This is a genomic window from Dokdonella sp. GW821-FHT11D02, from assembly GCF_058808595.1.
Genome location: NZ_CM179520.1, coordinates 4,530,145 through 4,543,456, shown reverse-complemented (window position 1 = coordinate 4,543,456; position 13,312 = coordinate 4,530,145). Strand labels below are relative to the sequence as shown.

The window sequence follows — 13,312 nt, the reverse complement described above, 5'->3', positions numbered from 1 at the left end:
CAATCCGTGGCGGCGCCACGCTAGCGCAGAACGCGGCGGACGTCATCCGCGCAGTGCGCGCGAATGACGCCGGATTGCGGACGAGATTGGGCGCGCGCTCAGCCGCCGTCGAAGCCGTCGACGAAGATGCGGTCGGCTACGGCATTGCCGAGCGTGCCGTCGGCATTGAGGTTCTGTGCGCGGATCGTCGAGGCGCCGTCGGCGCCGTCTTGCCAGGCGTACACCGCGCCGCCGTTTGCGCCGAGCGTGGCGACGGTACGGCCGGTGTAGCGCAAGGTCTTGATCGCGACCGTCTGTGCCGTCCAGGCGTAACTGCCGTCGGCGCCGAGGCGCGCGACCGTGATCGGCTGATCGGCGGCCGGGATCGCGCCGGTGGTCCAGCCGGCGAAGAAACCGCCCGCGGCCGGTAGTGCGGTCAGTTGCGAGATCGCATGGGTGCCGTCCGTCGAAATGACCGGCGCCACCAGCACCTTGCCGCTGTCACCCCAGGCACGCTGACCGCTGGCGTCGATGCGTTGTGCCGAGACGCCGCTGTAGCTTTGCTGGTTTTCGGTCTTCTCGTCCTGCCAGAGGACGTAGATGTCGCCGCTCGCCGCGTCGAAAGCGGCGGCCGTGCCGACGTGGTCGCTGCCGGTGTCGGTGCTGGCCAAGACGCCGTTGGGGTCGAATAGCGGTGCGCCGCTCGAGTCGAGACGCTGCACGCGCGCGAAGAACGCGTTGCCGACCGCGTCGTAGTCGTAGAACACCGCGCCGCCGCTGCCGTCGGCGATGAACGAGGGGAAGTAGCCGGCCTGCAGGTTGCCCTGACCGAACACGCGCACGCCGCCCGCGCCCCACAGCGGCGCGCCGTCGGTGCCGAGCTTCTGCGCGCGCAGGATGCGCGTCGGGCCGGACTGGTTCGACCACGACACGATCAGCTCGCCCTCCTGCGACGCCTGCAGATCGGCCAGCAGCATGAAGCCGCTCGGCGGCGTCAGCAGCAGGCCGTTCTGCGCCCATTGCGCGGTGCCGTCGGCATCGAGCTTCTGCACGCGCACGCCGTTATCGGAGGTCCATGCCGCGGCGACGTAGCCGTCGCTGGTGAGCGCGACGCTGGCGGCATAAGGCTGCTCGGTCGAGGCCGGCGCCGACACGGTCAGCCCGGCCGCGCCCCAGGGCAGGCTGCCGTCGGGCGTGACCTTGCTGACCACGATGTGCTCGTCGGGCGAGTTGTTTTCGCAGCAGTTGAAAGCGAGGTAGGCGTTGCCGTCGGCGTCGACGACGAGGCCGTAGTCGTAGGTGAAGCCGAGTTCGCGCGCGGCGACGAGAATGCCGTCGTCGCTCCACAGCGCGTTCCCCTGCGCGTCGAGGCGCTGCAGATGGATGCCGAAGCCGTGTGCGATGTCGTCGAGCCAGCTGACGTAGTAGCCGCCGTCGGCGGCGGCGACGATCTTCGGTTGGGTCTGGTCGGCATACGCGTCGGCGACGATCAGGTTGTCGCTCGGATCGGACGACCATTGCGCTGTGGCGAGGGTCGGGCCGAGCGCGGTCAGGACGAGGCTCGTGTAGCGAAACAAGCAAGACTTCATGGCGTGATCTCCTGGCTGTGTTCCCGGCGCTGCGATGCCGTCGGTGGTGGGAGTGAATCGCAGAGGATTCGCACGTTCGCCGGCAACTCGGCGATGAACGAATCGAAACGATGCTGATGCAGGCCGTAGCCGCCGATGCGGCGCGCATCGGGGTCGACCGCGCTGGCCGCGAGCAAGGTCCAGCCGCGCGGCACTTCGACGCCGTGCGCGGCGAGGAACACCTCGAGCCGTTGCACTCCGTTCTGCGCGGTCCAGACGATCGCACGGCGTTCGCTGCCGCTGCCGGCGTGGCCGACGCGCAGCGCGCCGTCGCGGCTGGCGGCGAGATAGTCGCTCGGCTCCGGCGTGCTCGCGTCTGTCACGGCGCTCGCGCAAAGCATGGGCTCGATGGGGCTCGCGTCGTCGGCGAGCCGGCTCAATCCGCCGGCGGCACTCCAACGAAACGCGATGCGACCGCCGCGACCGTCGCCGGCGGTGCCGCGCAGGTTTCCAGCGTCGTCGATCGCGCGTCCGATACTCGGCGCGACGCCGCCGATCGCGCCGGTGTCGAGCGGGTGGGCGAGACCATCGGCGTCCCACCACGTCGCCACCTCGCCCGCGTTGCGATCGAGCGAGGTGCCGACGAGATAACGCCCCGACGGCGACAACGCGCGGACGGACAGCGCGTCGGGCAAAAGGCGCACGCCGCGATCCTGCTGCCAGCGGAAACCGCCGCCGCCGGCGCCGACCAGGCTGCCGGCCGCGCTGCGACCGTCGTCGGCGATCGCGGTCAGCTGGCTGCCCGGCAGGTCGAGCGCGAGAAAGCCCGCGGCCTTCGCCAGCGGCGAAGCCAGAAGAAGCAGGACGAAGGCGAGGCGAGAGAACATGCCGCCGATGCTCGGTTGCGACGGCGGCGTCCGCATGCGGGCGGCCTGGTGCGAGCTTGAAAAGGCGCTGAGCGTTGCCTGACAGGGCGATGAAAGCCGCCGCTTTCAGCGACTTGTGTCACGCCATCTAGAGCGGCGCGTCGAGCTGGCGCTGGCCGGCGAGACGGCGCGCCTGAGCTGCCGCGTCGCGCGCCGGCCCCGCGTTGCCGAGTGCGAGCGCGAGCGTGGCGACGGCGTGCGCGGCGCGATAGTCGCGACCCACGTATGGCGCCAGCCGACCGAGCACGGTCGCCGCGGTGTCGTTCTGATGTTGCCGCACGAGGTAGTCGGCGTAGGCGACAGCGGCCGCGACGACGGCCTCGGCGACACCACGGCGGTCGGCCTCGGCCAGCGCTGCGGCGAAGCTGGCCGCCGCGGCGGGATCGCCGCGCAGGGCGAGCTGCTGCGCGCGCCCCAGGCGCACGCCGAGATCAAGGTCGATGCGTGCATCGCTGGCGTTCTCGCGTTCGGCTTGCGCCAGTGCGCGCTCGAGCAGAGCCGCCTCGCCGCCGCGGCGTGTCGCTACCACCGCCAATTGCACGGCGTCGCCGAGATTGGCTTCGGCCGGCGCGGCCGCAGCCGCGGCCAACGCGCTGTTTGCCTGCCCCACGGCGCCGGCCAAGTCGCCGCGTTCGAGCAGGAGGCGTGCTCGCAGCAGAGCGAAGTCGGCGCCGGCGGCGTCCTCGCGACTTGTCGCATCGAGCGCCGCCTGCGCCTGGTCCAGTTCGCCGTTGGCGAGCAAGGCCGCGATGCGCACGGCGGCGATGCGCCGCTTGAGCAGCGGGTTTTCCAATTGCGCCGAGAGTTCTTGCGCGCGCACGCCGGCAGCCAGCGCCTGTGCGTTGTCGAGCAGGGCCAGTTGCGCGTTGGCCTTGCCGAGCAGGGCGGCGGCGAGGTGGTCGCGTACGCCGAAGCGCGTGAACACCGCGATCGCGCGGTCGAAGGCCTGCACGGCATCGGCGTAGTGGCCGCGGTTGCCTTCGAGCAAGCCGAGATTGACGTCGACGGTGGCGGCGCCGGTGCGATCGCCGGCGCGTTCGAGTTCGATCCGCGCGCGGCCGAAATCGGCCAGCGCATCGTCGAAGCGGTTGCGCGCCGAATGCGCGACGCCGCGGCCGCTGTAGGCATTGCCGACCAGGTCGGGCTGCGTCACTCCGGCTTGCGCGAGCAGCGCGATGGCGGCCATGTACTGGCGTTCGGCGCCGTCGAAATCGGCTTCGCGCACCGCCACCGCGCCCAAGCCCATCAGCGCTTGCGCACGCGCCGACGGCGACGCGTCGGATGCCGCCAACGGCTGGAACGTTTCGCGCGCGACCTGCAGTTGGCCGGCGCGGAACGCGAGCTGGCCGATGCGCACGATCGTTTCCGGATCGCGGCGGGCGGCCGGCGGCAATGCCTCGATCAGCCGGCGCGCGCCGTCGAGATCGCCGGCCAGCATCGCCGCGTCGATGCGCTTGATCTGCACTGCGGCTTGCGAGGTCGCGCCGTCGCCGGCGGCGCGTACGCTGACGCCGAGGCCGGCGAGGAAGCGGTCGACCGCGATCGACGCGGCTTCGAGCGGATTGGCGCCGCGCGCCTCGAAGCTCTGCACGCCGCCGTCGTGATAGGCGTCGAGCAGCACGTTCCAGTCGCCGTGCTCGAGACTCGCCGACGGCGCCAGCACGTAGCTCGCGCCGGTGGCGAGTTCGAGCCGGTGCAAGGCGCCGGCGTCGGTCGGGTCGGTGTCGTGGCCGATCAACAGCAAGGTCTGTTCGCTCGGCAATACCTGCAATTGCGCGCGATCGCGCAGCTGGGTCGCGACGTAGTCCATCGCGCCGAGTCGCAGCCAGGCGCTCTCGCCATCGCCGCCGTCGTAGCGTACCGGCAGCACCAGCACGCCGCCGGCATGCGGTTTCGCCGCGGGCGCGGTGCGTTCGCGCCAGAACCAGACCGCCAGTGCGGCGGCGGCGAGCACCAGCAAGGCGGCGATCCAGAGAGGCCGCCGGCGCCGCAGCGGTGTCGGCGCGGTCACCGCTTTCGTCGCCGGCGCTTCGGCTTCCTCCAGCGGCAGCACCCAGCGATAGCCGAAGCGCGGCACGGTGCGGATCGCGCGCTGCTCGTTGCCGGTGTCGCCGACCGCGCGGCGCGCGCGCAGCAGGGTTTGCGCGAGCAAGTCGTCGCTGACGTCGGTGCGGCCCCAGACCGCGCTGATCAGCTCGTCGCGGCCGACTGCGCGTTCGCGCTGCTCGATCAGATAGGCGAGACAGTCGAACGACTTCGGCGGCAACGCGATCAGACGCTCGCCCTGCCACAGTTCACGTGCGGCGGGGACCAGTCGGAACGAGCCGAAACGATGCACCGGTGCGGTCATTCGCGCAGGGTAGCGCCGCGATCGCGCACTGGATATCGCGCTCGCGCCTATTCCGGCTGATCGGGGTCGTAGTACTCGAAGATCAGATGGATGCGCGAGGAGGTGCCGCCGTTGTGCACCGCGTGGCGACCGAGGTTGTTGACCTCGTAGGCCTGACCGACCTCGAAGTGGTAAGTCTCCGGATCGACGTAGAACGCGACGCCCGGATTGGTCTGGATCGGAATGTGGATCTTGTGCGGCCAGCGCGCGGCCGGATTGGCGTCGACGTGCGGATGGATGATGCCGTTGGGCGCCATCTTCGCCAGCATGATGCGCGGGAACGCGCCGTTGGCGTAGCCGTAGGGCGCGGTCGCCTGCGCCAGCAGCGGCACGATGCGCGGCTTCCACTCCTGCCACAGCGGTGTTTCGTAGGACTGGCGCCAGTCTTCGAAGCTGGAGACGAAGCGGAAGACGATGTGCTGGGTCTGATCGAGCGCGCCGAACTTGTTCGGCTTGGTCGCGTTCTCGCGCGCCCAGATTTCGTCGGGGATGGCGAGGATTTCCTCGCGCACCCCGCCGAGGTCAATCGGGCCGAGGAATCTGACCGCTTTGGTCTTGCGCGGATTGGCGTACATGCGGATCGAACCGATAGTTGAACAGGGCGAGGTCGTCGCGGTAGAGCTGGCCGACCATGGCGACCAGTCCGTCGTCGTAGTATGCCGCGTAGGGCCGGTGCGAGGAGGCGTTGACGCGTTCCAGCGCGGTGCTCTCGATGCCCAGGCGCGCGCAGATCGTATCGTAGGAGGCCTGCATGTCCTCGGTGCGGCCAACGTAGTCGACCAGCGGACGGCCGCCGGCGTCGACCACGAACTCGTACTGCGGCCGGAACAGGATGTGGTCGAACGGGCGCAGTTCGCGGATCACGTATTTCATGAAGGCGAGCGGTGCGCGTTCGAAATCGCCGGTGTCGCGGCTGACGAAGGCGCAATAGGAGACGAAGCGGTCGAACGGGTTGCGCACGAAGGCGAACTTGAAATAGCTGGCGAAGGCTTCCTCGCCGAGCACCGGCCGGATCTGAGCGGCGCTGATGTGACCGTGCGGGATATTGGCCAGCTCCGGAAACGGGAAGCGCTTGCGCACGAACAAACCGACCTGCTCGAGGTCGTCCGGGCCGAGCACCGCGCGCAGCGCCTGGCGCACCGAATGGGTGCCGGTTTTGGGGATCGCGACGAAAACGAAGCGATGCCGGTACGAGACGATCAAGCCGGCTGCCCCGGCGCGAGCGCTGCGAACGCGGTGCGAGTGAGATTCTCCGGCTCGCCTTCGGTGCAGACCACGTCGTCCTCGATGCGCACGCCGCCGTACTTGTGCAAGGCGTCGATCTTGGCCCAGTCGACTTCCTTCGCCAGCGGTTGGTCTTTCAGCTTGGCGAGCAGCAGGTCGATGAAGTACAGGCCCGGCTCGATCGTGACCGCCATGCCCGGTTCGAGCACGCGCGTCATGCGCAGGTAGGGATGGCCGGGTGGGCGTCCGATGCTGCCGCCGCTGTCGCTGGCCTGGAAGCCGGCGACGTCGTGGACCTGCAAGCCGATCGGATGGCCCAGGCCATGCGGGAAGAAGATCGAGGACAGCCCCGACTCGAGCGCGCTCTCGCCGCTCATGCGGATGATGCCGTGCTGCTTGAGGATGTCGCCGAGCACGCGATGCGCGTGCAGATGCAGTTCCGGATAGCTTTGGCCGGCGCGCACCTTGGCGCACAGGCCGAGCTGCGCGGCATCGACTGCTTCGACCAGGGCGTGGAACTCGCCGGCGTCGTCCGCGGCGTAGGTGCGCGTGATGTCGCTGGCGTAGCCGTGAAAGCTGGCGCCGGCGTCGATCAGGAACGAGTGCGCTTGTGCCGGCGGCGCGTGCGCGAACTCCATGTAGTGCAGGATCGCGGCGTGCTCGTTCAGCCCGATGATGTTGCTGTAGGGCAGCTCGTTTTCGGTCTGCCGTGCCGCGCTGACATAGGCGACGTGAATGTCGAATTCCGACGCTCCGGCGCGGAACGCGCGCTCCGCCGCGCGATGTCCGCGCGCGCCGATCTTGCTGGCGACGCGCATCATGGCGAGTTCGTAGGGCGTCTTGTAGCTGCGCTGATAGTGCAGATAGTTCAGCACGTCGGGCGGATTGTTCGGCGCGAAGCCGTCCAGCGCCGCATTCGCTTCGCCGACGATCGCGCAGCGCGCGGGATCGCTCGGCAGCAGCGCACGTGCTTCGTCCGCTTCGCGGATGATCGCGATGTCGAACTGCTCGACCCAATAGCCAGCCGGCGTCTCCGGCACCACGTGCCAGTAGTCGTGCGGTTGCAGGTAGATCAGCTTCGGCTTGCGCCCCGGCGTGTAGACCAGCCACGAGTCGGGCGCCTTGGTCACCGGCAGCCAGTGTTTGAATTGCGGATTGACCGCGAACGCGTAGGGACGGTCGTCGAGGAACTGGTACGCCGGCCTTCCTGAAGCGATGACCAGATGGTCGAAGCCGCCGCGCGCCAGCGCCTGATCGGCGCGCGCCTTCAGCGTGGCGATGTGCTCGGCGAACAGCGGGTGCAGATCGGGATGTTGCGTGTCCATAGAGTTCCTGAAAAAGCTGCGATGGCCGCCGGTGCTGCCGGGCGGGCGCGATCGTGGCGCGGATGGCGATGATCGCCGATCGCAGGCCGGCCGAACAATGCGCCGCCGCCCATTGTGCGGCATCGCCGCGGCGCGATGAAGGCGAGCCGCTTCCGGGCGCATGTATCGACGGTTGCTCGAAACGCGCGCAGGCGCTGCGGATTCAGGGGCGATTGATCGTCCTCGATCTAGCTTCGGCGGGCGTGTCGTCTTCCCTGCTGTGTGCGCGAACGCCAGCGCAATCGGAGCTTTCCGATTGGCCGGCGCGGCACGGTGCGCGCTCCATTTCTTCGAGGATTTTCTTCATGCGTTATCTGATTGCAGCCTTGCTGGCCGGAATCGCCCCACTCGGCGTCAGCGCGCCGATGTGTTCGCCCGGCTCGCTGCCGGCCCTGCCCGCCGAGGCGTTCCAGCCGTCTGTGCAGGGCGGCCACTACGAGGCGGATGTGCAGGGCCGCTGGGACTTGCGCGGCGGCGGCAACTTCGCCGAAATCGATGCGCAGACGGCGCAGGTCTACAGCCGCGCCGGCGACTTGTGCTGGCTCGATCCGCTGTTGAGCGCGGCGGAGCCGGGCGAATCGCCGCTGTCGGTCTACGCGCGTACACCCGCGCCGGCCGATACGGTGTTTGCGGTGTGGCCGGGCGACATGCAGTTCCATGCCGGGCCGCTCGCCGCGCTGCCGCCGGCGTGCACGCTGGCCGTCGATCGCAGCACTCCGCTGTATGTCTTCGACGCGGCGGTCGCCTCGCTGATCGAGTTCCACACGCACGCCGCGTTGCGTGGGGTCGACTGGGCCGAACGCGCCGCGAACCTGCGTCCACGCGCGGCGGCGGCACAAGACGCCGAAACGCTCGCTTACGTGCTGTTCGATTTGTTCGACGGCATCGGCGACGTGCACACCTCGATCAACGGCCGCATCGGCAAGGAATCCTTCACGATCGGCACCGGCGCTGCGGCCGCCGCGCGGCAAAGCTATCCGCGCTTGTACGCCGAGTTCGAGCGGCAAAAGGAAATCACCGACTTCGACGAGTGGTTCGCCGCCTGGATGAATGCGCAGGCGGAGCGCGTCGGTGTCTTGCTCGATCCCGATCCGCCGGGCACGACGCGCAGCGTCGTCGGCGACAACGGCATCGTCGCGGTCCGTTGGGGTGTGCTCGAGGGCAATGTCGGCTATCTCCTGATCAACAGCGCCGCGCTTGCCGGCGGCGAGTCGTTCACGGCGGTGCTCGATCGCGCGCTTAGAGAGCTGCAGGGAACGCGCGCGCTGCTGCTCGATCTCGCCACCAACACCGGCGGTTCCACCGACGTGTACGCGACCATCGCCGCACGCTTCGCCGATCGCCGCAGACTCGCCTTCACGCGGCAGATGCCGCAAGACCAATGCGCTGAGGCGCAGCCGTTCTACCTCGAGCCGGGCGGCAATGTGCGCTACATCAAACCGGTCTATCTGCTGACCAGCGACCTCACCCTGAGCGCGGCGGAATATCTGACCCTGTACTTGCGCACGCTGCCGCAGGTGACTCAAGTCGGGCAGACCACGCAGGGTTCGCTCGCCGGCAGTTTCGCGCGCGGTCTGCCCAACGGCTGGGCGCTGAGCATCTCCAACCACGTCACGCGCGATGCGCAAGGCGACAGCCACGAGGGCGTCGGTATCCGCCCGGACGTGCCGCTCGAGGTGTTTCCCGAAGTCGGCATCAGCGACGGCCGCGCGCAGGCGATCGAGCGGACGGCGCGCCTCGCGGCGGACACGCTGTGGCGCGACGGTTTCGATCGCGCCTTCTGACGGCGACGGCTGCGGCCGGAAGCGCGCCGCGATTACGGCGCGCGGAACTCGCGCCGCAGCCAATCCTCCAGCATACGTTTCTCGTAACGCAGCGGATCGTCGTTGTCGATCGTGCCGCGAGCGAGATAGGCCGGGTCGGTCAACTTGCGTTCGCCTTCGTCGAGCGTCTTGCCGTTCGCGTCGGTCAATTTGAAGCGCAGGTCGATGCGCGGCGGATAGATGTCCTTGACCACGCGCACGTCGTTCCAATCCGGCCCGCGCCAGGGTTCGTACGAGCCGGCGCGCTTGATGTCGGTGAAGGTCACCGTCAGCTGGTCGCCCGGCGGCAGGATCGCGCCGGCGCGGTTCTGCAGATGGCGCGCCAGCAGCGGCAGCCATTCTTCCGGTTTCTGCCGGCCGACGCTGCCGCCGGGATTGTCGCGCACGTCGGCGAACGCTTCCGGATTGGTCCAGTCGACCTGGACGCGTGCGGCGGCGGCCGGATCGCGCGGCGCGGAGGCGCAGCCGGCGAGCAGGGCGAGCGCGAGCGCGAACGGCGCGACTATCGATCTGCCGATGGAATGATTCATAAACACCTCGCTCTAGGAGAAGCCGAAGGTATGCGCGTGATCGCATCCGTTTCAATGGACGTGCCGGCGCGGGCGATCGTCGCCGTTTGCGCGTCGACGGACGGTAAAGACGTGCAATGCAGCGGCGCTCCGACGTATTTCTGAAACGCTATCGCCACCAGCGGCGCTTGTCGCCGGCAAGGATCTGCAGCATCTGCCGCCGCGCCAGCGGCAGCCGGCCGAGCGGGCCGAAGCAGAGATCGCGCACGAGCGCGAGCGAGCCCGCGTCCGACTGGAACAGCGGCGTCAGCCACCGGCTGAGGAACTGGTAGATCGCGACGTGCCGCGCGCGCACTCGCTCGTAGTCGCGCAGCGCCGTACTGAGATCGGCGTGGGCGGCCAGCGCCGCCGCTAGCGCTTGTGCGTCGAGCAAGGCCATGTTGACGCCCTGGCCGAGCTGCGGACTCATGCCGTGCGCGGCGTCGCCGATGTAGACCACGCGTTCGCGCCAAGGCCGCCGCAGCACCACGTCGCGATAGCGGGCGCGATTGAACTGCACCGGATCGGGCAACGCGCGCGTGCGCTCGGCCAGCTCCGGCCACAGCGTCGCGACGTCGCGTTGCAGCGAGGCGAGCGCTGCCTCGTCGAACGCATCGACGGCATGGCCGGGCAGGCTGTAGTAGAACGTCAGCCAGCGGCGTCCGTCGGCATCGCCGGGACGCTGGCCGACCGGCAGCACGCCGATCATCCGGCGCGTGCCGTCGTAGCGTTGGCGCAGCTCGGTCGCGTGCGGCCAGTCGTCGGCCGGCAACAGGCACCAGATCGCGCCCCAGGAATAGACCGGCTCGCGCACGAGCAGGCCGCTGTGCGCGCGCAGACTCGAATGACTGCCGTCGGCGACCACGATCAGATCGTAAGGGCCGTATTCGACGGCATCCGCGTCGAGCAGACCGCGCCCGTCCGCGGCGATCGAAGTGATGCGCGTGCCGGTGCGAATGCTGGCGATCTCGCGGCAGCCCTCGTGCAGCAGCGCGAACAGCGCGCCGCGCGTCATGCCGACACCGCGGGCGGCGGGGTCGAAATCGGCGTAGCGCATGTCCATCACGGCGCGGCCGGCGGCGTTTTCGCCGTGCAGGCGTTCGATGCGCGCGCCGAGCGTGCGCACCGAGGCGCCGAGGCCGAGCGCGTCGAGCACGCCCAATCCGGTCGGCTGCAACAGGAAGCCGGCGCCGACCGGACGCAATTCGGTGCTGCGCTCGAACATCTCGATCGTGTGGCCGGCGCGCGCGAGAAACAGCGCGGCGGCTTGACCGGCGCTGCCGTAGCCGACGATGCCGATCTTCATGCGCGACGTTCTTCCATCGCACGACTGTAGCCGCGCAGCGTCGCCATCGTCACTGGTTGCGCCGGAACGAACGTGTTTCAATGCGGACCTTGAAGCAGGGGTGCCGGCGAAAACCGGCTGAGAGAGTCCCTTCGAACCTGATCCGACGGCTTGTATCGACAAGCCCCACCGGCGTAGGGAGCTTCGCGGAGGTCGCCGATCGCGGCCTCCGCGCATCTCTGCTTCGTCCAGCCGCGCCGCGGTGCTTGCTACGTATAGGACGAATGCCGATGAATGCCCTGCCTTCCGAACTGTTGCGCCAGACCGCCGAGCTGTCCGAAGCCGTCACGCGCCCGATTCCCGGTTCGCGCAAGATCCACGTGCAAGGATCGCGAGCCGATCTGCGCGTGCCGATGCGCGAGATCGCGCTGGCCGACACACCGTCCTTGTTCGGCGCGGAGAAGAACGCGCCGTTCGCGGTGTACGACACCTCCGGGCCGTACACCGATCCGGCCTATCGCGTCGATCTCGCCGCCGGCTTGCCCGCCCTGCGCGCGGCCTGGATCGCCGCGCGCGGCGACACCGAGCAGCTGGCCGACTTCACCTCGCCGTTCACGCGCCGGCACGCGAACGCGCAGCAGCTGGCCGACGTGCGCTTCCCCAACATCCCCAAGCCGCGTTGCGCGAAATCCGGCACGAACGTGTCGCAGATGCACTATGCGCGCCGCGGCGTCGTCACGCCGGAAATGGAATACATCGCGATCCGCGAGAATCAGCGCCTCGAAGCGATCCGCGAAGCGCATCTGCTCAAGCAGCATGCGGGTCAATCCTTCGGCGCGGCGATTCCCAAGCTGATCACGCCCGAGTTCGTGCGCGAGGAAGTCGCGCGCGGCCGCGCCATCATTCCCAACAACATCAACCATCCGGAAAGCGAGCCGATGATCATCGGCCGCAACTTCCTGGTGAAGATCAACGCGAACATCGGAAACTCCGCGGTGACCAGCTCGATCGCCGAGGAAGTGGAGAAGATGGTGTGGGCGATCCGCTGGGGCGCCGATACGGTGATGGATCTCAGCACCGGCAAGCACATCCACGAGACGCGCGAATGGATCCTGCGCAACTCGCCGGTGCCGATCGGCACGGTGCCGATTTATCAAGCGCTGGAGAAGGTCGGCGGCGTCGCCGAAGACCTCACTTGGGAGTTGTTCCGCGATACCTTGATCGAGCAAGCCGAGCAGGGCGTGGACTACTTCACCATCCACGCCGGCGTGCGCCTGCCGTTCGTGCCGCTGACCGCGCGGCGCGTGACCGGCATCGTCAGCCGCGGCGGCTCGATCATGGCGAAGTGGTGCCTGGCGCACCACAAGGAATCGTTCCTGTACGAGCGCTTCGAAGAGATCTGCGAAATCATGAAGGCCTACGACGTGGCGTTCTCGCTCGGCGACGGCCTGCGTCCCGGCTCGATCGCCGACGCCAACGACGCCGCGCAGTTCGCCGAACTCGACACCTTGGGCGAGCTGACGCAGATCGCCTGGAAGCACGACGTGCAGACGATGATCGAAGGGCCCGGCCACGTGCCGATGCACCTGGTCAAAGAGAACATGGAGCGGCAGCTGGAGAAATGCGGCGAAGCGCCGTTCTACACGCTCGGCCCGCTGACCACCGACATCGCCCCCGGTTACGACCACATCACCTCGGCAATCGGCGCCGCGATGATCGGCTGGTACGGCACGGCCATGCTTTGCTACGTCACGCCGAAAGAACACCTCGGCCTGCCCGACAAGCAGGACGTGCGCGACGGCATCATCACCTACAAGATCGCCGCGCACGCCGCCGACCTGGCCAAGGGCCATCCCGCCGCGCAGGCGCGCGACAACGCGCTGTCGAAGGCGCGCTTCGAATTCCGCTGGGACGATCAGTTCAACCTCGGTCTCGATCCGGAGAAGGCGAAGGAATTCCACGACGAGACCCTGCCCAAGGACGCGCACAAGAGCGCGCATTTCTGCTCGATGTGCGGGCCGAAGTTCTGCTCGATGAAAATCACCCAGGATGTGCGCGACTACGCCAAGGAGCACGGCGTCGGCGAGGGCGAGGCCTTGACGGAAGGGCTGAGCGAGAAGGCGGCCGAGTTCCGCCGCGACGGCGCCGAGGTCTATCGGCGCGCATGAAGCGGCTATCATGCGCGCATCGCCGCGCCACGCCGGGC

At 68.7% G+C, this 13,312-nt stretch carries 10 protein-coding genes; 2 read left to right on the top strand and 8 right to left on the bottom strand.

The window, feature by feature from the left end:
* Positions 1-98: 98 nt before the first annotated feature.
* The 6 genes from AC3QL3_RS19205 to pepQ form a co-directional block, all read right to left on the bottom strand.
* Complete coding sequence (locus tag AC3QL3_RS19205) at positions 99-1,568, bottom strand: NHL repeat-containing protein (protein ID WP_492895722.1); 1,470 nt, start codon at positions 1,566-1,568, stop codon at positions 99-101.
* The gene (locus AC3QL3_RS19200) at positions 1,565-2,434 is read right to left on the bottom strand and encodes a hypothetical protein (protein ID WP_492895721.1); all 870 of its coding nucleotides are present in this window, start codon (positions 2,432-2,434) and stop codon (positions 1,565-1,567) included. The genes AC3QL3_RS19205 and AC3QL3_RS19200 overlap by 4 nt, the downstream gene beginning before the upstream one ends.
* Positions 2,435-2,561: 127 nt before the next feature.
* Positions 2,562-4,823: a winged helix-turn-helix domain-containing protein gene (locus tag AC3QL3_RS19195; protein WP_492895720.1), complete on the bottom strand. Its 2,262-nt coding sequence runs from the start codon at positions 4,821-4,823 to the stop codon at positions 2,562-2,564.
* 47 nt (positions 4,824-4,870) lie between these two features.
* Positions 4,871-5,437 carry an aspartyl/asparaginyl beta-hydroxylase domain-containing protein gene (locus AC3QL3_RS19190; protein WP_492895719.1) on the bottom strand — a complete coding sequence of 189 codons (567 nt, stop codon included), beginning with the start codon at positions 5,435-5,437 and terminating at the stop codon, positions 4,871-4,873.
* Positions 5,385-6,065, bottom strand: coding sequence for a sulfotransferase family 2 domain-containing protein (locus AC3QL3_RS19185; protein WP_492895718.1), 681 nt, complete (start codon positions 6,063-6,065; stop codon positions 5,385-5,387). Before AC3QL3_RS19185 ends, AC3QL3_RS19190 begins: the two co-directional genes overlap by 53 nt.
* A complete protein-coding gene (gene pepQ / locus AC3QL3_RS19180) occupies positions 6,062-7,411 on the bottom strand; it encodes a Xaa-Pro dipeptidase (protein WP_492895717.1) in 1,350 nt (449 codons plus the stop codon). Before pepQ ends, AC3QL3_RS19185 begins: the two co-directional genes overlap by 4 nt.
* A gap of 344 nt (positions 7,412-7,755) precedes the next feature.
* Here pepQ and AC3QL3_RS19175 point away from each other — a divergent pair, with 344 nt between their 5' ends.
* The gene (locus AC3QL3_RS19175; protein ID WP_492895716.1) at positions 7,756-9,234 is read left to right on the top strand and encodes a S41 family peptidase; all 1,479 of its coding nucleotides are present in this window, start codon (positions 7,756-7,758) and stop codon (positions 9,232-9,234) included.
* Between the two features lie 32 nt (positions 9,235-9,266).
* On the opposite strand, the gene AC3QL3_RS19170 is transcribed toward AC3QL3_RS19175, so the two are convergent.
* Positions 9,267-9,803: a DUF3016 domain-containing protein gene (locus AC3QL3_RS19170; RefSeq protein WP_492895715.1), complete on the bottom strand. Its 537-nt coding sequence runs from the start codon at positions 9,801-9,803 to the stop codon at positions 9,267-9,269.
* 148 nt (positions 9,804-9,951) lie between these two features.
* Positions 9,952-11,127, bottom strand: coding sequence for an FAD-dependent oxidoreductase (locus AC3QL3_RS19165; RefSeq protein WP_492895714.1), 1,176 nt, complete (start codon positions 11,125-11,127; stop codon positions 9,952-9,954).
* A 269-nt stretch (positions 11,128-11,396) separates the two neighbouring features.
* On the opposite strand from AC3QL3_RS19165, the gene thiC reads away from it, so the two are divergent.
* Positions 11,397-13,274 carry a phosphomethylpyrimidine synthase ThiC gene (gene thiC, locus AC3QL3_RS19160; protein WP_492895713.1) on the top strand — a complete coding sequence of 626 codons (1,878 nt, stop codon included), beginning with the start codon at positions 11,397-11,399 and terminating at the stop codon, positions 13,272-13,274.
* Positions 13,275-13,312 lie beyond the last annotated feature (38 nt).

Excerpts from the sequence above, each read along its gene's own strand:
- AC3QL3_RS19205 (WP_492895722.1), bottom strand. The coding sequence starts at position 1,568 with ATGAAGTCTTGCTTGTTTCGCTACACGAGCCTCGTCCTGACCGCGCTC.
- AC3QL3_RS19200 (WP_492895721.1), bottom strand. The coding sequence starts at position 2,434 with ATGTTCTCTCGCCTCGCCTTCGTCCTGCTTCTTCTGGCTTCGCCGCTG.
- AC3QL3_RS19195 (WP_492895720.1), bottom strand. The coding sequence starts at position 4,823 with ATGACCGCACCGGTGCATCGTTTCGGCTCGTTCCGACTGGTCCCCGCC.
- AC3QL3_RS19190 (WP_492895719.1), bottom strand. The coding sequence starts at position 5,437 with ATGTACGCCAATCCGCGCAAGACCAAAGCGGTCAGATTCCTCGGCCCG.
- pepQ (WP_492895717.1), bottom strand. The coding sequence starts at position 7,411 with ATGGACACGCAACATCCCGATCTGCACCCGCTGTTCGCCGAGCACATC.
- AC3QL3_RS19175 (WP_492895716.1), top strand. The coding sequence starts at position 7,756 with ATGCGTTATCTGATTGCAGCCTTGCTGGCCGGAATCGCCCCACTCGGC.
- AC3QL3_RS19170 (WP_492895715.1), bottom strand. The coding sequence starts at position 9,803 with ATGAATCATTCCATCGGCAGATCGATAGTCGCGCCGTTCGCGCTCGCG.
- AC3QL3_RS19165 (WP_492895714.1), bottom strand. The coding sequence starts at position 11,127 with ATGAAGATCGGCATCGTCGGCTACGGCAGCGCCGGTCAAGCCGCCGCG.
- thiC (WP_492895713.1), top strand. The coding sequence starts at position 11,397 with ATGAATGCCCTGCCTTCCGAACTGTTGCGCCAGACCGCCGAGCTGTCC.